Genomic DNA, 17,002 nt, shown 5'->3' on the forward strand with positions numbered 1-17,002 from the left:
CAGCGGCCGCCCAGCTAGCGCCGAGGGTCCCGCCGCGAGCGAAGCGAGCGGTGCGAAGGCGCGACGCGCTAGCGCACCTCGATTCCCGGGCCCTCGGTCGTGTGTCCCACGACGGGGTGCCCGGGCAGTTCGCCCACCACGAGCAAGCCGCCGGAGGTCTGGGCATCGGCGAGCATCAGCAGGTCCTCCTCGGAAACCCCCGGCCCCGGCCGCAGATGGGGACGGACCCATTCCAGATTGCGCCGCGTTCCCCCGGAGATGAAGCCGTCCCGCAGCGCTTCGCGGGCGCCGGAGACCAGGGGCACCGCGCTTCGGTCGATGACCGCGCCGACGCCGGATGCCCGGCACATCTTGTACAGATGGCCCAGCAGGCCGAAACCGGTGACATCTGTTGCGGCCCGGAGACCGCGCTGCACGGCTGCCTCGGCGGCCTCGCGGTTCAACTGCACCATCGTCGCGATGGCCTCGGCGAAGACCTCGCCGGTTTGCTTGTGCCGGTTGTTCAGCAAGCCCAGGCCGATTGGCTTGGTCAGCGTGAGCGGCAGCCCGGGCCGGGCAGCATCGTTGCGAAGCAGCTTGCCGGGGTCGGCGACGCCGGTCACCGCCATTCCGTATTTGGGCTCCGGGTCATCGACTGAGTGCCCTCCCGTCACCGGGCAGCCAGCTTCGGCGGCCACTGCCAGCCCGCCGCGCAGAACCTCGGCCAGCAACTCCATCGGCAGTACGTCCCGCGGCCAGCCGACAAGATTGATGGCGCTGACGGGACGTCCGCCCATGGCATAGATATCGGAAATGGCGTTCGCTGCCGCGATCCGGCCCCAGTCGTAGGCGTCATCGACCACTGGAGTGAAGAAATCCGCCGTCGAGAGCACCGCGAGGTCGTCGCCGACCAGCACGGCCGAGGCATCATCACCGTCGTCGAGCCCCACCAGAACGTCCGGGTGGGTCTGTCCGGCCAGGCCACGGACAGCATCCTCGAGCTCCCCGGGGGGAATCTTGCAGGCGCATCCTCCGCCATGCGCATAGCCGGTGAGCCGGACCGCTCCGGACTGTTCTTGATTTACGGCCATGATCCCGTCCATGGCCCTCAGTCTAGGAGCCGAGGGCCCCGCTGCGAAGCGAAGCGAGCAGCGGCAGGCGACGACGACGCTAGGAAAGTCGGGCAGTGTTAGCATCCTTTTGGAGGCGTCCGGGTCCTGGTGGGCCCCCCGGTCTTCAAAACCGGTGAGGCCGAGTAGCTCGGTCTGGCGGGTTCGATTCCCGTCCGCCTCCGCCAACTGCCGCAGCTGAAGGCGATCCCCAAAGGAGGGCCGTGGGCACAAACGACCCGCGCAGACTTATTCCGCGCACGGATCGGCTGCTCGCACACCCGGAGCTTCGACGCGCCCGGGGGCGCCTCGGCGATGAGGTGATCCGCTCCATCGTCCAGGACATCCAGGACCAGGCACGCTCCGGCGAGCTCGCGCCCGAGGACGTCGAACCGGAGATCCTGGCCGCGGTATCATCCCGCGCGGCCACATCATTGCGGCCGGTGCTCAACGCCACCGGCGTCATCGTGCACACCAATCTGGGACGTGCCCCGCTGTCGGAGTCCGCCCGGCGGGCCTTGCTCACGGCGGCCGGTTATGTCGACGTCGAAATGGACTTGCCGTCCGGGACGCGCTCCCGGCGCGGGGCCGGAGCGCGTCAGGCACTGATGCGGACCTGTCCCGCTGCCGAGGACGCGCTGGCAGTGAACAACGGCGCGGCCGCCCTGCTACTGGCCACCACCGCCCTGGCCGGAACCGGCGAGGTGGTCGTCAGCCGCGGGGAGCTTGTCGAAATTGGCGCGGGCTTCAGGCTTCCCGAACTGATCGAATCGACCGGTGCCCGTTTGCGGGAAGTGGGCACCACCAACCGGACGCACCTGAGCGACTACGAGTCCGCCATAGGGGCACAGACCGGCTGTCTGCTCAAGGTCCACCCGAGCAATTTCCGGATCAGCGGCTTCACCTCCGGCGTCGGCGTGAGTGAACTCCGGTCTCTGGCCGATGAACATGATGTCCCCTTGGTGGTGGACCTGGGCAGCGGTCTGCTCGCCCCGGACCCCGTGCTGCCCGAGGAACCCGATGTCGCAAGTGCGCTGGTATCCGGTGCCGACGTCGTCATTGCCAGCGGTGACAAACTCCTGGGCGGCCCGCAGGCGGGGCTCCTGCTGGGCCGCGCCGAAGTGATTGCCAGGCTGGCGCGCCATCCGCTGGCCCGGGCGCTGCGGGCGGACAAACTGGCGCTGGCCGCGCTGGAAGCGACCGTCTCCGGGGAGGCTCCGCCGGTGACCGCCGCCCTGCACGCCGACCCGGTGCGGCTCCGCGGGCGCACCGAGGCGCTCGCGGAGGCCGTGGGCTGCGCCGTCGTCGAGCACGACGGCAGGGTCGGGGGTGGGGGAGCGCCAGGCGTGCCGCTGCCCGGTTGGGCCGTCCGGCTCCCCGAGGGCGCGGCCCGGTTGCTGCGCACGGGCAGTCCGGCGGTGCTGCCCCGGGTCCACGGCGGCGCCTGCCTGGTGGATCTGCGGTGCATCCCGGAGGACGAGGATGAACGGCTGGCCGACGCTGTGCGGGCAGCCCTGGCGCACCAACCGCTCGGAACCGAAGGCAGCTGAAGATGTTCGTGGTGGCCACCGCCGGGCATGTCGATCACGGCAAGAGCACCCTGGTGCGCGCGCTGACCGGGATGGAGCCCGACCGGTGGGCCGAGGAGCGCCGCCGCGGACTGACGATTGACTTGGGGTTCGCGTGGACCAGGCTGGCATCGGGCCGGGATGTGGCGTTCGTGGACGTCCCCGGGCATGAACGGTTCCTCGGCAACATGCTGGCCGGGCTGGGGCCGGCGCCCGCCGTGTGTTTCGTCGTCGCCGCCGACGAAGGCTGGCAGGCCCAGTCCAGCGACCATCGCGACGCCGTCGCAGCCCTGGGGATCAGCCACGGGATCGTGGTGCTGACCCGCAGCGACCGCGCACCCGGCGGCGCTGGCGAGGTACTCGCGCGGGTGCGGGCCGAACTTGCGGGCACCGGGTTGCGCGACGCGCCGGCCGTCGCCGTGTCCGCGGTCGACGGGACCGGGCTCGACGAGCTGCGCAGTGCACTGGATGACATGCTGGCGTCCTTGCCCGCGCCGGAGCCGGACGCCCGCGTCCGGTTGTGGATCGACCGGTCGTTCACCATCAGCGGCGCCGGAACGGTGGTGACCGGAACCTTGACGGCCGGCACGCTCGCCCAGGGCGACCGTTTGCTGCTCGTCGGCCACGCCGGCGCCAGACCGGTGTCGGTTCGGGCCCTGCACAGCTGCAACCTGGCCGCTGGCTCCATCGGCCCCACCAGCCGTGTCGCGGTCAACCTCCGGTCCGGGCCGTCCGCAGACGCCATCCACCGCGGCGACGTTCTCCTCGCCGAGGACAGCTGGCCGGTGGTGGACACCGTCGACGTCCGGCGCACCATGGGTGCCTCTTTCGCAGACGCGCCCGGGCAGCTGCTCGTCCACATCGGCAGCGCCGCCGTGCCGGGCCGGATGCGCCCGTTCGGTGCGGACCACGCCCGCCTGACCCTCGACCGTCCGGTTCCCCTCGAACTGGGCGACCGTCTGGTGCTGCGGGCGACCGGTAGCCGGTCGGTCCTGGCCGGGGCGCAGATTCTCGACGTCGAACCGCCCGCGCTCGACCGCCGCGGCGACAGCAGCCGGCGGGCCGCAGTCCTCGCAGCCATGTCGCCCCGCGGGGACGCACTGGCGGAAGTGGCTCGCCGGGGCGCGGTCCGTGTCGAACAATTGCGCCGGATGGGGGTTTCCGGTCTGGCCCGGGTGCCCGACGGGGTGAGGGTTTTCGGCGAGTGGTGGGTGCACGAACCGGTCTTCGACGCGTGGCGACGGCGGCTGCGCAGCGCCGTGGAGCAACTCGGCGAGCAGGACCCGCTGGCGGCCGGGCTCTCCCGCGGAGCCGCCATGGACCTGATCGGACCGGCTGGCGGCGCGCTGTTGGAAGCGGTCGTCCGGGAATCGGGACTGGAGTACCGTGCGGGCTTCATCAATCTCCCAGGGCAGCGCCAGGACCTCGGCGCGGCCGAGGCCGGGATCGGCGCGCTGGAGAAACGGCTGAAGATTGCGCCGTTCGCCGCCCCCGAAGCCCACGACCTGACCGCCCTCGGCCTGGGCGCCCGCGAACTGGCGGCAGCTGAGCGCAGCGGCCGTCTGCTGAGGCTCGGCGACGGCGTCGTCCTGCTGCCGCGGGCACCTGCCCTGGCCATGCGCGAGCTCGCCGCCTTGCCACAGCCGTTCACAACCAGTGAGGCGCGTAAGGCGTTGGGCACCACCCGGCGGGTCGCGATCCCGCTACTGGAGTACCTCGACAGCCGAGGGTGGACCCGGCGACTCGACGCGACCCGGCGCACCATCGCCTGAGGTTGGAAGCGGGGACGGGCGCGGTGATGGCACTTCTCCGCTGCGGAACGCAGTCGGGTTCCGGTTCAATGTCCAGCGCTAATGACGCGGCGCGTGGCCGGCAGGGGGCTTCTGTTCTGCACTCCCGGCTCGTTAGCATGTCGCGCATGGCCATCAAACTTGAGAACGTCGGTATCGCCGTTCGCGACCTCGACGCAACGATCGCCTTTTTCACCGACCTCGGTCTTACGGTTGTCGGCCGTGACACGGTCAGCGGAGAGTGGACCGACACCGCTGTCGGACTTGACTGCAACCACGCCAACATCGCGATGCTCCAGACCCCGGACGGTCACGGTCGACTCGAGCTCTTCGAATACATCCACCCTGAAGCGATCGAGACGGAACCCACCCGCCCCAACGAGATTGGCATGCACCGCGTCGCCTTCTCGGTCGATGATTTGGACAAGGCCCTTGAGATAGCCGCGAAACATGGCTGCCGTCCGCTTCGCGGCGTGGCGACCTATGAGGACCTCTACAGGCTCACATACGTCCGCGGTCCCAGCGGCATCATCGTGATGCTCGCTGAGGAACTGAAGGGAGAAATGACGGCTGATCGGCCGTCCTCTGGCTGAGGGGGAGTTCGCCCGTCGCTGGCGGGGCATGGACAAGGTCATGGTGTCCTCGACCATGACGGGCGAAGAGCTCACTTCGGACTGGTTTTTCGTTGCAGCTGCATAACGATCCGTTTTTGAAACGACCCTTTGATACCCGCTGGTTCCTGCCGGGGGCTACTCTCTTAGGCATGTGAGGCGCGCCACTGGCGGCAGGCCGCCGGCCGGCAGCTACTATGAAGGCGAGCCAGTCCTTCCGCGCAAGCGTTTGGGACACTTTCTACACTCATGATCAAGGAGGCGGAATGCGTTTCGGACGTACTTCCAAGGCTATTGGTGTCGCGGCGGCAGCAGTCCTGGCATTGAGCGCCTGCGCAACTGCCGGAGGTGGTTCCGAGGAAACCGGGACAGCCGGCGGTTCCCAAGCCGGCGGGTCCATCAGCGTTGCTGAAACCAATGCGTTCAGCTCGTTCAATTCGGAGTCCGCCCAGGGCAATGTCGATATCAACGGCAAGATCGCCTACATGACGCGCGGCGGTTTCTACCATATCGACAACGAGCTTAACGTCGTCCGGAATGAAGAGTTCGGCACCTACGAGAAAGTCTCCGACGATCCGCTGGTCGTGAAGTACACCGTCAACGAAGGCGTCACCTGGTCCGACGGCACGCCCGTCGACGCCGGTGACCTGCTGCTGACCTGGCTCATCGAATCGGGCTACGCGAACGACGCCAAGACCAACGAGGATGGCAAAGTCACCAGCGGAACCTCCTACTTCGACTACGCCGGCGACACCAGCGGCCTGGCCCTCACCGACCAGCCCGAGGTTGGCGACGACGGGCGCTCGATCACGCTGACCTATTCCAAGCCCTATGCCGACTGGGAAATCGCCTTCGGCGGCCTGAGCGACGGCGGCATCGGCGCGCCGGCCCATGTGGTGGCCGAAAAGGCGGGCCTGGCCGACGAACAGGCCCTGGTCGACCTCATCCAAGGCCTGAAGCGCGGCGACCCCGACAGCCCCGCTGAGGCGAACGATCAGCTGCAGAAGGTCGCCGATTTCTGGAACACCGGCTTCGATACCAAGTCCCTGCCCAGCGACACCTCGCTCTATCTCTCCAGCGGCCCGTTCGTCGTCGACAGCATCACTCCCGACCAGTCCATCACCTTGGTACGCAACGACTCCTATACCTGGGGGCCGGATCCGAAGGTCGACGAAATTACCGTCCGCTTCATCGGCGCTGCCCCCGACCAGGTGCAGGCGCTCAAGAACGGCGAGGTGGACATCATCGCCCCGCAGCCCTCGGCGGACACCGTCGAGCTGCTTCAGGCCATCGACGGCGTGAACGTGGACGTCGACGACCAGCTGGCCTACGACCACATCGACCTGAACTACTCGGGCGTCTTCGCCGACCCGGACGTCCGCCAGGCGTTCATGAAGGTGGTGCCCCGCCAGGCGATCGTGGACCGCATCGTCAAGCCGCTGAAGGACGACGCTGCTCCGCTGAACTCGCAGTTCTTCGTGCCTGCCCAGGATGCCTACGCCGAATCGGCGGAGAACAACGGTTCCTCCGCCTACGACAAGGTGGATATCGACGGCGCCCGGCAGCTGCTGGACGGCCGTGAGCCCGAGGTCCGGATCATGTACAACAAGGACAACCCCAACCGCGCCGACGCCTATGCGCTGATCCAGGAGTCCGCCGAGAAGGCCGGGTTCAAGATCGTCGACGGCGGCCTGGGCGCCTCCGACTGGAGCGCAGCGCTGGGTGACGGCACCTACGACGCCACCATCTTCGGCTGGACCAACCCCGGCGTGGGCGTCTCGGGCGTTCCGCAGATCTTCAAGACCGGCGCCGGCTCCAACTTCAATGGCTTCTCCAACAAAAAAGCCGACGAACTGATGGACGAGCTGATCGTCACCACCGACAAGGCCAAGCAGGACGAGATCATCATGCAGATCGACAAGATCGTGTGGGATTCCTACTACGGCCTGCCGCTCTTCCAGTCCGTGGGCCTGGACGCCTACAACAGCAACCGCATCGAGGGCGTGAAGTACCAGCCCAACCAGACCGGTGTCTTCTGGAACTTCTGGGAGTGGGGGGTCAAGGAGTAGGGCACGGGCAGGCCGCAGGCACACTCCGTTCCGTACCGGAGGACCCAATGATTCCCTGAACCGCAAGGCAAGGCGCCGGGACCGCGAGCACCATGGTCCCGGCGCCTTGCGCCATCCCGGCCCGATGCAACCTGCTCTACCTTCGCGGCCCTGCCGGATCCGGCGGTTCCGCACAGAACCGATTGGGGTCATAGACCATGCTGACCTATATCGCGCGGCGGCTGGTGACCGCCGTCCTGATCCTCCTCGGAGCGTCGTTCGTCGTTTACCAGCTGACAGCGCTCTCCGGCGACCCCCTGCATGACCTGCGGGCGTCCAATGCTCCGAACAAGGACCAGCTCATCCAGCAGCGGATCGACCTGCTGAACCTGGACGTTCCCGCACCGGTGCGCTACTTCCAGTGGCTGGGCGGGGCCGTCCGGTGCGTCATCCCCACCCAGTGCGACCTGGGCTATGCCATCAACGGCCAGCCGGTCACCGAAGCCCTGGGCCGGGCGATGGGCATGACCATCCTGCTGGTCAGCGCTGCCGCGGTGCTGGCCATCGTCATCGGCGTTGCCCTCGGCATTGTGACCGCGCTGCGCCAGTACAGCACGCTGGACTACGGTGTGACGTTCATGGCCTTCCTGTTCTTCTCCCTGCCGGTGTTCTGGGTCGCGGTCCTGCTCAAGGAATTTGCCGCCATCGGCTTCAACAACTTCCTGCGCGACCCGCACATCCCCCTGCAGACCATCCTGCTCATCGGCCTGGTCAGCGCCGTCGTCTGGTTTGTCTGTGCCGCCGGCACGCTGCCGCGCCGGTTCGGCGCAGCCGCCATCGGTTTCGTGCTGGCCGCCGCGGTGATGTGGGTCCTCTCGGCCACCGGCTGGTTCGCTACCCCGGGACTGGGGCTGGCGGTCATCGCGCTGACCGGCACCGCCATCGCCTTCGGCACCACCCTGCTGGCTGCCGGCCTGAGGAACCGCCGGGCCCTCTATGCGGCGCTGGCCAGTGCCGGCGCCGGCGTCGTCCTGTACTTTCCCATCCAGCCGCTGCTGGCGCAGGCCACGGGGCTGATGATCTTCCTGCTGGCCGTGGCCACCGTGCTGGCCGGCCTGGCCGCCGGCTACCTGATGGGCGGCTACGACCGCCGCCAGAACATGTCCGCGGCCGCGATCACCGCCTTCCTGACCGGCGGGCTTATCCTGCTGGACAGGTACATGCAGGCCTGGCCCGCCTACATGGACAATTCGCGCATCAACGGCCGCCCGATCGCCACCATCGGATCCCAGACCCCGAACCTGCGGGGCGATTTCTGGATCCACGGCCTCGATACGTTCACCCACCTGCTGCTGCCCACCATTGCGCTGCTGCTGATCTCGCTGGCCTCCTACAGCCGCTACGCCCGCTCCTCCATGCTCGAGATCATGAACATGGACTACATCCGCACCGCGCGGGCCAAAGGCCTGAGCGAGCGCACCGTGGTGATGCGCCACGCCTTCCGGAACGCGCTGATTCCGATCGCCACCATCGTGGCCTTCGACATCGGCGGCCTGATCGGCGGTGCAGTGATCACGGAGAACGTCTTCGCCTTCGCCGGTATGGGGCAGCTGTTCATCAAGTCGCTGGAGCGGGTCGATCCCAATCCGGTGATGGGCGTCTTCCTGGTCACGGGCATCGTGGCCCTGGTGTTCAACCTGATCGCGGACCTGGTCTACTCCGCGCTGGATCCGCGGGTAAGGGTAAAGGCATGACAACCACCACGAAGACAGTCAAGGCGCTGAAGCCGGGGAAGGCGCCGAAGGTGTCCCGGCCGGGCAAGGCCGGCAGGGCCGCTGCGCGTCGGCAGGCCGGGCTGAGCCAGGGCCAGCTGGTCCGCAGGCGATTCCTGGGCAATACCGCGGCCGTCGCCAGCCTCGTGCTGTTCGTCCTGATCCTGGTGCTCGCCTACAGCGCCGGCGGGTTCCTCGGCCTGCCCGGCTGGTGGAAGTACACGCACAACGAGGTCACCGATGTGCTCAACGGCGGGGTGCCGACGCTGCAGCTGCTCCCGTTCAGCCTCGGCGAGCACCCCTTCGGCCAGGACCGGCTGGGCCGCGACACCTTCGCGCAGACCATGCGCGGGGTCCAGATCTCCGTGGCCGTCATGGCCATCATCGGCCTGGTCGGCGGGTTCATCGGGGTCGTCATCGGCGCCGCTGCCGGCTACTTCCGCGGCTGGGTGGAGACGCTGCTGATGCGGCTGACGGACATCGTGATCATCATCCCGCTGATCATCCTGGCCGCGGTGCTGGGCCAGGTGGCCAGCCGGAGCGTGCCGGCCGGCGTGCAGCCGTACTTCCTCGGGCTCTTCGTCGGCACGGTGGTCTGGACCGGGCTGGCCCGGCTGGTGCGCGCCGAGTTCCTCTCGCTGCGCGAGCGCGAGTTCGTCGACGCCGCGCGGATCGCCGGGGCCTCCAGTGCGCGGATCATTTTCAAGCACATCCTGCCCAACGCGGTCGGCGTCATCATCGTCAGCGTCACGCTGAGCATGTCCGCGGCCATCCTGCTCGAAACCAGCCTGTCCTACATCGGCATGGGCGTGAAGGCCCCGGACGTGTCCCTGGGGTTGCTGATCAGCCAGAACCAGGAGGCCTTCTCGACCCGGCCCTGGCTGTTCTGGTGGCCGGGCCTGTTCATTGTGGCCATCTGCCTGTGCGTGAATTTCATTGGCGACGGCCTGCGCGACGCCTTCGACCCGCGGCAGAAGAAGTTCAATGCCCGGCGGGCCAAGGAGGCACCGGTGCCCCCGGCTGCCGTTGGGTCCGGCCACCCCGGCAGCGGCCGGGATCTGGCCGGCACGGACGGCAGCGATGACTAGGGCCGTCCCGTCACAGCAGGAGCGCGCCGGCGGCCAGCACCACGGCCACGGTAACCGGGAGCCAGTTTGGCCGCACGGTCACCGCGGCGGTGCCGGCGGCGCCGGCGTCGACCGTGCCGCCGTCGAGCAGCTCGCTCCAGCGTTTGCGCACCAGGTAGGCGGCGGCGCCCGAGTCGGAGTTGGACAGGTCGCCCGGCCGGATGGAGCCGGCCGGGCCGTAGGTGGTCTCGGGCAGGCCGGCGGCGTGTTCGGCCCTCGCCCGGTGGACGCCGAAAATTCCCGGCGCCGGTGCCGCCCAGGCCGAATACTTCCGCCGTACTGTGACCAGCGTCAGGGCATACCGGGTGTCCACGGTGACCAGGGCCTCCCACGGGACCGTGATGGTGGCCAGCGGATTGCGCAGCGTCACCTCCATTTCCCCGACGACGACGGCGGGGTACCACGCCAGCCACCACGCCAGGTACGCCAGGACCAGCCAGGGCACGGACGCCGGCAGCCCGGCTGCCCCGTAGGTGGCGGCGGACACGACCAGGCCGATGGCCGCCAGCAGCCACACGCTGCCGGTCAGCCAGGGTGCCGAGCGCGGGCGGAAGATCGTGCGTGCTTCAGGTCGGGGGGCAGTCATGCCTCCATCGTTTCAGGATTCTCGTACCGGGGGCATGGCCGGTACCAGGTGGAAGGAAATGTGCAGCCATGAGCGAGCTCTTCGACGATGCCGGTCCCGCAGCTCCGCCCCTGGCCGGCACCGGGCCGGCCCCGGTGCTGGAAGTCCGCGGCCTGTGCGTGGATTTCGGAGTGGACAAGGAATGGGTGCCGGCAGCAATCGACCTGGACTATGAGGTGAACGCCGGCGAGGTGCTGGCCATCGTAGGGGAGTCCGGATCAGGCAAGAGCGCCAGCTCCATGGCGCTGCTGGGCCTGCTGCCGTCCAACAGCCGCGTGCGCGGCAGCGTGAAGCTCAACGGCCGGGAAATCCTGCACCTGAGCCCGGCCAAGCTCCGCCAGCTGCGCGGCAACGACGTGGCCGTGATCTTCCAGGAGCCAATGACGGCGATGAATCCCGTCTACACCATCGGCTTCCAGATCGTGGAGACCATCCGGCTGCACCGCGCAGTTTCCCCCGGGGCGGCCAGGGACCATGCCCTGCGGCTGCTGGAGCTGGTGGAAATGCCGGATCCGGAAAAGGCCTTCCGGTCCTATCCGCACCAGCTCTCCGGCGGCCAGCGGCAGCGGGCCATGATCGCCCAGTCCCTCTCCTGCGACCCCAAGCTGCTCATTGCCGACGAACCGACCACCGCCCTGGACGTGACGGTGCAGGCCGAAATCCTCGACCTGATGCGCAACCTGCGCACCAAGCTGGACAGCGCCATCGTGCTCATCACCCATGACATGGGCGTGGTGGCGGACCTGGCCGACCGGATCGCGGTAATGCGCCGCGGCCGCATCGTGGAAAACGGCACGTCCCTGCAGATCTTCAACAACCCGCAGCACGAATACACCCGGGCGCTGCTGGCAGCGGTACCGCACCTGGGCACTGCCAAGGACGGCGGCAGCGTCGGCGGCGGTGCCGGCGGCGGGGAAGTGGATATCAATGCGGCGCTGGCGGCGGCCACCGGCGCCAGCTTGGAGGCAGTGGATGGGGCCGAACTGCTCCGCCGGGAACAGGAGAACGCCGAGGCCCTGGCCCATGCGGGCCCGGACAGGCCGGCGGGCGCACCCGTCCTGGAACTGTCCGGCGTCGCCATCGAGTACCCGAAGCAGGGCCGGGTGCCCGCCTTCCGCGCGGTGGAGGGGGCGAGCCTGGCCATCCACGAGGGCCAGGTCCTGGGCCTCGTCGGCGAATCCGGGTCGGGCAAGACCACCATCGGCCGCGCCGCCGTCGGGCTGCTGCCGGTGGCGGAGGGATCACTGAAGGTAGCCGGGCTGGAAATCGCCGGCGCGAAGCGCCGGCAGCTGCAGGCCCTGCGCCGGCAGGTGGGGATGGTGTTCCAGGACCCTTCTTCTTCACTGAATCCCCGGCTGCCCATTGGCGAGAGCATTGGCGAGCCCATGTACCTGGCCGGCATGGCCAAGGGGGCGGCGCTGCAGCAGCGGATCGAGACGCTGCTGGACCAGGTGGAGCTGCCGCGGTCCTACCGCAACCGGTATCCGCACGAGCTCTCCGGCGGGCAGAAGCAGCGCGTGGGGATTGCCCGGGCCCTGTCGCTGCGGCCCAAGCTGATGGTGGCGGACGAGCCTACCTCGGCGCTGGACGTGTCGGTGCAGGCTACGGTGCTCCAGCTGTTCCGGAACCTGCAGCAGGAACTGGGTTTTGCCTGCCTGTTCGTCACCCACGACCTGGCGGTGATCGACGTCCTGGCCGACCATATCTGCGTGATGCGCCGCGGCCGGATTGTGGAGCAGGGCACCCGTGACCAGATCCTGCGCAACCCACAGGAGCCGTACACCCGGCGGCTGCTGGCGGCCGTGCCGCTGCCGGACCCGGAAAAGCAGCGCGAACGCCGCGAACTGCGTTCCCAGCTGCTGGCCGCGGAGTCTTCCTGACCCCTGGGGGACCCGGGCCCGGGACCCTTTTAGGTCAATTGCGGGGCGCGGCCGTAGAATGGAGTGCCTACCCGCATCCGGGAGGCGCTGGCAGACTGCATTCGAGTCACCACCCGCAGGCCCCAGGAACCCAAGCAAACCACGGAAGAGTAATACCGCATGTCTGAAATGACCGCGTCGACGCAGAGCGCCGTCCGCAGCGACCTTCGCAATGTCGCTATCGTTGCCCACGTCGACCACGGTAAGACCACGCTGGTTGACGCCATGCTGCGCCAGACCGGCGCCTTCTCCACCCACGGCGAGGTGGAAGAGCGCGTCATGGACTCCGGCGACCTGGAGCGCGAAAAGGGCATCACCATCCTCGCCAAGAACACCACCGTGTTCTACTCCGGTCCCTCCGCCAACGGCGGGAACATCACCATCAACGTGATCGACACCCCCGGCCACGCCGACTTCGGCGGCGAGGTCGAGCGCGGCCTGTCGATGGTCGACGGCGTGGTGCTGCTGGTGGACGCCTCGGAGGGTCCGCTGCCGCAGACCCGCTTCGTGCTGCGCAAGGCGCTGGCAGCCAAGCTGCCGGTGATCCTGGTGGTCAACAAGACGGACCGCCCCGACGCCCGCATCGACGGCGTCGTCGCCGATTCCATGGACCTGCTGCTGGGCCTGGCCTCGGACCTGGCCGACGAGGTGCCTGACCTGGACCTGGACAGCGTGCTCGATGTCCCGGTGGTCTACGCCTCCGGCCGCGAAGGCCGTGCCTCCCTGGACCAGCCGGCCGACGGCACCGTACCGGACAGCGAGAACCTGGAGCCGCTGTTCAGCACCATCCTCGAGCACATCCCGGCTCCGTCCTTCGACGAGGGCGAAGTGCTGCAGGCGCATGTGACCAACCTCGACGCTTCTCCGTTCCTGGGCCGCCTGGCCCTGCTGCGCATTTTCAACGGCACCCTGCGCAAGGGCCAGCAGGTGGCCTGGGCCCGCCAGGACGGGCAGCTCAAGACCGTCAAGATCACCGAACTGCTGGCCACCAAGGGCTTGGAGCGGGTGCCGGCCGAATCCGCCGGCCCGGGCGAAATCGTCGCCGTCGCCGGCATCGAGGACATCATGATCGGCGAGACGCTCACCGACGTCGAGAACCCCAAGCCGCTGCCGCTGATCACCGTGGACGACCCGGCGATCTCCATGACCGTGGGCATCAACACCTCGCCGCTGGCCGGCAAGGTCAAGGGGGCCAAGGTCACCGCCCGCCAGGTCAAGGACCGGCTGGACAAGGAACTGATCGGCAACGTGTCGCTGAAGGTCCTGCCGACCGAACGCCCGGACGCCTGGGAGGTGCAGGGCCGCGGCGAGCTGGCCCTGGCCATCCTGGTCGAGCAGATGCGCCGCGAAGGCTTCGAGCTGACCGTGGGCAAGCCTCAGGTGGTTACCAAGAAGATCGACGGCAAGCTCCACGAGCCGATCGAGCACATGACCATCGACGTTCCGGAGGAATTCCTCGGCGCCGTCACCCAGCTGATGGCTTCGCGCAAGGGCCGCATGACCAACATGGCCAACCACGGCACCGGCTGGGTCAGGATGGAGTTCACCGTCCCCGCCCGCGGCCTGATCGGTTTCCGCACCAGGTTCCTGACCGAAACCCGCGGCGCCGGCATTGCCTCCTCCTACGCCGGCGGCTACGAGCCGTGGGCCGGGGAGATCGAGTACCGCACCAACGGCTCGCTGGTCGCCGACCGTGCCGGGGTGGCCACCCCGTTTGCCATGATCAACCTGCAGGAGCGCGGGACCTTCTTCATCGAGCCCACCTCCGAGGTGTACGAGGGCATGATCGTCGGCGAGAACTCCCGCGCCGACGACATGGACGTGAACATCACCAAGGAAAAGAAGCTCACCAACATGCGTTCCTCCACCGCGGACACCTTCGAGGGCCTGACCCCGCCGAAGAAGCTGACCCTGGAGGAGTGCCTGGAGTTCGCCCGCGAGGACGAGTGCGTGGAGATCACCCCGGAGGCCATCCGCATCCGCAAGGTGATCCTGGACGCCAACGAGCGCCTGAAGGCCAACCGCGCCCGCGCCAAAGCCTGATCTCCTCCCTGCGTTCGAAACAAGTTTCGGCCGCGGGTCCCTCGGAGATTAGGCTGGAAGCCATGAGCGAACAGAGGCAGCCTGCCGGATATGGAGCCGGCGGGCTGCCTCCGGCCGTTAACCCGGCCGGACGGCACCGGCACCGTACCCGCGCAGGACTGGGTACCGCCGTCGTCAGCGGTATGGTCGCCGCGGTGCTCGGCACCAGCCTGCACGGCCGGGTGCTGTACCTGGACGGCGCCGGCTACCCCTGGGGAGCGGTGGCGGCGCTGGTCTTTGCCGTAGCCCTGCTGGTCTGGGCCGGGGTGAGGGCGCGCAACGTGCTCATGAGCGGTGTCGCAGGCATGGTGGCCTATGTGCTGGTGGGGCTGATGGTCACCGGCATGGGCCAGGAACCGCTGATCATCACCGATACCACGGCGGAACCGGAGCTCACCGTGGCAGTGGCCGGCCGGATCTGGGTCGTGGGACTGGCTGCCGCCACGGTGGCGGCCATCGCCGTCTGCGCCTGGGCGCTGAAGCCGGGCCGCGCACTGCGGTAGCCCGGCCTGCCTGCGCCCGCCGTGGCAGTTCCGGGCGGACGGGCGGACGGAGGTCAGTGCCGGCCGGCAGCCCGGCGCGGCGGTGCGGGGGGAACCTGCTTGGCCGCGACTACCTGCGCCAGCGGCACGGTGACGTCGCCGCGGCGGGTGCGCACCACGCAGTCGGCCGGACCAGCATGTACCAGTTCCCCGAGGGCATCGGTGAAACCTCCCTCGATCCGGTAACGGACCACTACGCGGGTGCCCGGAGGCAGGTCACAGAGCAGCGCGGAAGGTCTCATCTCTTCATGGTACGTTCGTCCGCTCCGACTGCGGGATAATGGGGGAGGCGCCGCCGGCGGCGCAGAACGCTGAGGAAAGGTACAGGTCCGTGACGTACGTAATCGCGCAGCCATGCGTGGACGTGAAAGACAAGGCATGTATTGAAGAGTGCCCCGTTGATTGCATCTACGAAGGCGAACGCTCCCTCTACATCCATCCGGATGAGTGCGTTGACTGCGGTGCCTGCGAACCCGTCTGTCCGGTGGAGGCCATCTACTACGAGGATGACGTCCCCGAAGAATGGGCAGATTACTACAAGGCCAACGTGGAGTTCTTCGATGACCTGGGGTCCCCGGGCGGTGCCGCCAAAGTCGGCAATACCGGCAAGGACCACCCGATCATCGCCACCTTGCCGCCGCAGAACCAGGACTGAGGATGAGGGAGTTCGGCCTGCAGCTGCCCGACTATCCGTGGAATGCCATGCAGCCCTTTGCCCTGAAGGCATCCCGGCACCCCGGTGGCGTGGTCAACCTGTCCATCGGGACACCCGTTGACCCCACCCCGGAAGTGGTCCAGGAGGCACTGAAGGCGGCAGCGGATGCCCCCGGCTACCCGACCACCCACGGCACGCCGGCACTGCGCGAGGCCATCGCCGCCTGGTACGACCGGCGGCGCGGCGTCCCGGACCTGGATCCGGAGGCGATTATGCCCACCGTCGGTTCCAAGGAGCTGGTCGCCTGGCTGCCGCTGCTGCTGGGCCTGGGCGCCGGCGACGTCGTCGTCCGCCCGCGGGTGGCCTACCCGACCTACGACATCGGCGCGCAGCTGGCCGGGGCCCGGCCGGTGGCTGCCGACGACCTGGATGAGCTGGACCCGGACGTGCGGGCCAAGGTCCGCCTGGTCTGGGTGAATTCGCCGGCCAACCCCACCGGCAGCGTCCGCGGCCAGGACTCCCTGCGCCGGATCGTGGAGCAGGCCAGGCAGCTCGGCGCCGTGGTGGCCTCGGACGAGTGCTATGCGGAACTGGGCTGGGGCCCGTGGGATCCGGCCCGGGGCGGCGAAACCGTGCCTGGCGTGCTGGACCCCAAGGTCGCCCAGGGCAGCCACGAGGGGCTGCTCTCCGTCTATTCGCTGAGCAAGCAGTCCAACCTTGCCGGCTACCGGGCGGCTTTCGTCGCCGGCGACGAAGCGCTCATGGCCAACCTGGTCAACAGCCGCAAGCATGCCGGCATGATCGTTCCGTATCCGGTCCAGGCCGCGATGGCTGCTGCCCTGGCCGATGACGCCCATGTACAGGCGCAGAAGGACCTTTACCGCGCCCGGCGCGAGCGCCTGCTGCCGGCGCTGGAGAAGTTCGGCCTGCAGATCCGCGACTCCGAAGCGGGGCTGTACCTGTGGGGTACCGCGGGGGAGGACACCTGGGCCACGGTGGACCGTTTCGCGGAGCAGGGAATCGTTGTCGGACCGGGCGTTTTCTACGGCGAGCACGGCCAGGGCTTCGTCCGCGTGGCCCTGACCGGCACCGACGAGCGCATCGACGCTGCAGCGGAACGGTTGGGCTGAGCCGGCCGCGTCCGGCGGCGGTACAGGCACCGGGGGATCCCTCGT

14 protein-coding genes and 1 tRNA gene are annotated in these 17,002 nt (G+C 68.5%); 12 read left to right on the forward strand and 3 right to left on the reverse strand.

Annotated elements, in window-relative coordinates; genetic code table 11:
* Window positions 1-68 precede the first annotated feature (68 nt).
* Complete coding sequence (selD, locus tag HGG74_RS04060) at window positions 69-1,082, reverse strand: selenide, water dikinase SelD (protein WP_168485049.1); 1,014 nt, start codon at window positions 1,080-1,082, stop codon at window positions 69-71.
* A gap of 99 nt (window positions 1,083-1,181) precedes the next feature.
* Between selD and HGG74_RS04065 the strand changes: the two genes are divergently transcribed.
* The 7 genes from HGG74_RS04065 to HGG74_RS04095 all read left to right on the forward strand — a co-directional run bounded on the left by HGG74_RS04065 (window position 1,182) and on the right by HGG74_RS04095 (window position 9,965).
* Window positions 1,182-1,276, forward strand: a tRNA-Sec gene (locus HGG74_RS04065).
* Window positions 1,277-1,312: 36 nt separating this feature from the next.
* On the forward strand, window positions 1,313-2,638 hold the full coding sequence (gene selA, locus HGG74_RS04070) for an L-seryl-tRNA(Sec) selenium transferase (protein ID WP_168485050.1): 1,326 nt from the start codon (window positions 1,313-1,315) through the stop codon (window positions 2,636-2,638).
* 2 nt (window positions 2,639-2,640) lie between these two features.
* A complete protein-coding gene (selB, locus tag HGG74_RS04075) occupies window positions 2,641-4,428 on the forward strand; it encodes a selenocysteine-specific translation elongation factor (protein WP_168485051.1) in 1,788 nt (595 codons plus the stop codon).
* 146 nt (window positions 4,429-4,574) lie between these two features.
* The gene (locus HGG74_RS04080; protein ID WP_168485052.1) at window positions 4,575-5,039 is read left to right on the forward strand and encodes a VOC family protein; all 465 of its coding nucleotides are present in this window, start codon (window positions 4,575-4,577) and stop codon (window positions 5,037-5,039) included.
* Between the two features lie 284 nt (window positions 5,040-5,323).
* Window positions 5,324-7,126 carry an ABC transporter family substrate-binding protein gene (locus HGG74_RS04085; RefSeq protein WP_168485053.1) on the forward strand — a complete coding sequence of 601 codons (1,803 nt, stop codon included), beginning with the start codon at window positions 5,324-5,326 and terminating at the stop codon, window positions 7,124-7,126.
* A gap of 197 nt (window positions 7,127-7,323) precedes the next feature.
* Window positions 7,324-8,859 carry an ABC transporter permease gene (locus tag HGG74_RS04090; RefSeq protein ID WP_168485054.1) on the forward strand — a complete coding sequence of 512 codons (1,536 nt, stop codon included), beginning with the start codon at window positions 7,324-7,326 and terminating at the stop codon, window positions 8,857-8,859.
* Window positions 8,856-9,965, forward strand: coding sequence for an ABC transporter permease (locus tag HGG74_RS04095; RefSeq protein WP_168485055.1), 1,110 nt, complete (start codon window positions 8,856-8,858; stop codon window positions 9,963-9,965). Before HGG74_RS04090 ends, HGG74_RS04095 begins: the two co-directional genes overlap by 4 nt.
* Window positions 9,966-9,975: 10 nt before the next feature.
* On the opposite strand, the gene HGG74_RS04100 is transcribed toward HGG74_RS04095, so the two are convergent.
* On the reverse strand, window positions 9,976-10,590 hold the full coding sequence (locus tag HGG74_RS04100) for a PH domain-containing protein (protein WP_168485056.1): 615 nt from the start codon (window positions 10,588-10,590) through the stop codon (window positions 9,976-9,978).
* A 68-nt stretch (window positions 10,591-10,658) separates the two neighbouring features.
* Between HGG74_RS04100 and HGG74_RS04105 the strand changes: the two genes are divergently transcribed.
* The 3 genes from HGG74_RS04105 to HGG74_RS04115 all read left to right on the forward strand — a co-directional run bounded on the left by HGG74_RS04105 (window position 10,659) and on the right by HGG74_RS04115 (window position 15,133).
* The gene (locus tag HGG74_RS04105) at window positions 10,659-12,509 is read left to right on the forward strand and encodes an ABC transporter ATP-binding protein (RefSeq protein ID WP_168485057.1); all 1,851 of its coding nucleotides are present in this window, start codon (window positions 10,659-10,661) and stop codon (window positions 12,507-12,509) included.
* Window positions 12,510-12,668: 159 nt separating this feature from the next.
* Complete coding sequence (typA, locus tag HGG74_RS04110; protein ID WP_168485058.1) at window positions 12,669-14,591, forward strand: translational GTPase TypA; 1,923 nt, start codon at window positions 12,669-12,671, stop codon at window positions 14,589-14,591.
* A gap of 62 nt (window positions 14,592-14,653) precedes the next feature.
* Entirely contained in the window at window positions 14,654-15,133 is a 480-nt protein-coding gene (locus HGG74_RS04115; RefSeq protein WP_168485059.1) for a hypothetical protein, read from the forward strand.
* A gap of 53 nt (window positions 15,134-15,186) precedes the next feature.
* Here HGG74_RS04115 and HGG74_RS04120 read toward each other — a convergent pair whose 3' ends face one another.
* Window positions 15,187-15,414 carry a putative acetyltransferase gene (locus tag HGG74_RS04120; RefSeq protein WP_168485060.1) on the reverse strand — a complete coding sequence of 76 codons (228 nt, stop codon included), beginning with the start codon at window positions 15,412-15,414 and terminating at the stop codon, window positions 15,187-15,189.
* An 89-nt stretch (window positions 15,415-15,503) separates the two neighbouring features.
* Between HGG74_RS04120 and fdxA the strand changes: the two genes are divergently transcribed.
* Both fdxA and dapC read left to right on the forward strand, forming a co-directional pair.
* On the forward strand, window positions 15,504-15,827 hold the full coding sequence (gene fdxA, locus HGG74_RS04125) for a ferredoxin (RefSeq protein WP_168485061.1): 324 nt from the start codon (window positions 15,504-15,506) through the stop codon (window positions 15,825-15,827).
* Window positions 15,828-15,829: 2 nt separating this feature from the next.
* Window positions 15,830-16,957 carry a succinyldiaminopimelate transaminase gene (dapC, locus tag HGG74_RS04130; RefSeq protein WP_168485062.1) on the forward strand — a complete coding sequence of 376 codons (1,128 nt, stop codon included), beginning with the start codon at window positions 15,830-15,832 and terminating at the stop codon, window positions 16,955-16,957.
* Window positions 16,958-17,002: the final 45 nt, after the last annotated feature.

The organism is Arthrobacter mobilis (assembly GCF_012395835.1).
GTDB classification, from domain to species: domain Bacteria; phylum Actinomycetota; class Actinomycetes; order Actinomycetales; family Micrococcaceae; genus Crystallibacter; species Crystallibacter mobilis.

What these genes read in the sequence shown, in the direction of transcription:
- dapC (WP_168485062.1), top strand. Translation starts at nt 15,830, where the DNA reads ATGAGGGAGTTCGGCCTGCAGCTGCCCGACTATCCGTGGAATGCCATG.
- selB (WP_168485051.1), top strand. Translation starts at nt 2,641, where the DNA reads ATGTTCGTGGTGGCCACCGCCGGGCATGTCGATCACGGCAAGAGCACC.
- HGG74_RS04105 (WP_168485057.1), top strand. Translation starts at nt 10,659, where the DNA reads ATGAGCGAGCTCTTCGACGATGCCGGTCCCGCAGCTCCGCCCCTGGCC.
- HGG74_RS04095 (WP_168485055.1), top strand. Translation starts at nt 8,856, where the DNA reads ATGACAACCACCACGAAGACAGTCAAGGCGCTGAAGCCGGGGAAGGCG.
- HGG74_RS04120 (WP_168485060.1), bottom strand. Translation starts at nt 15,414, where the DNA reads ATGAGACCTTCCGCGCTGCTCTGTGACCTGCCTCCGGGCACCCGCGTA.
- HGG74_RS04080 (WP_168485052.1), top strand. Translation starts at nt 4,575, where the DNA reads ATGGCCATCAAACTTGAGAACGTCGGTATCGCCGTTCGCGACCTCGAC.
- typA (WP_168485058.1), top strand. Translation starts at nt 12,669, where the DNA reads ATGTCTGAAATGACCGCGTCGACGCAGAGCGCCGTCCGCAGCGACCTT.
- selD (WP_168485049.1), bottom strand. Translation starts at nt 1,082, where the DNA reads ATGGACGGGATCATGGCCGTAAATCAAGAACAGTCCGGAGCGGTCCGG.
- HGG74_RS04115 (WP_168485059.1), top strand. Translation starts at nt 14,654, where the DNA reads ATGAGCGAACAGAGGCAGCCTGCCGGATATGGAGCCGGCGGGCTGCCT.
- HGG74_RS04100 (WP_168485056.1), bottom strand. Translation starts at nt 10,590, where the DNA reads ATGACTGCCCCCCGACCTGAAGCACGCACGATCTTCCGCCCGCGCTCG.
- HGG74_RS04085 (WP_168485053.1), top strand. Translation starts at nt 5,324, where the DNA reads ATGCGTTTCGGACGTACTTCCAAGGCTATTGGTGTCGCGGCGGCAGCA.
- HGG74_RS04090 (WP_168485054.1), top strand. Translation starts at nt 7,324, where the DNA reads ATGCTGACCTATATCGCGCGGCGGCTGGTGACCGCCGTCCTGATCCTC.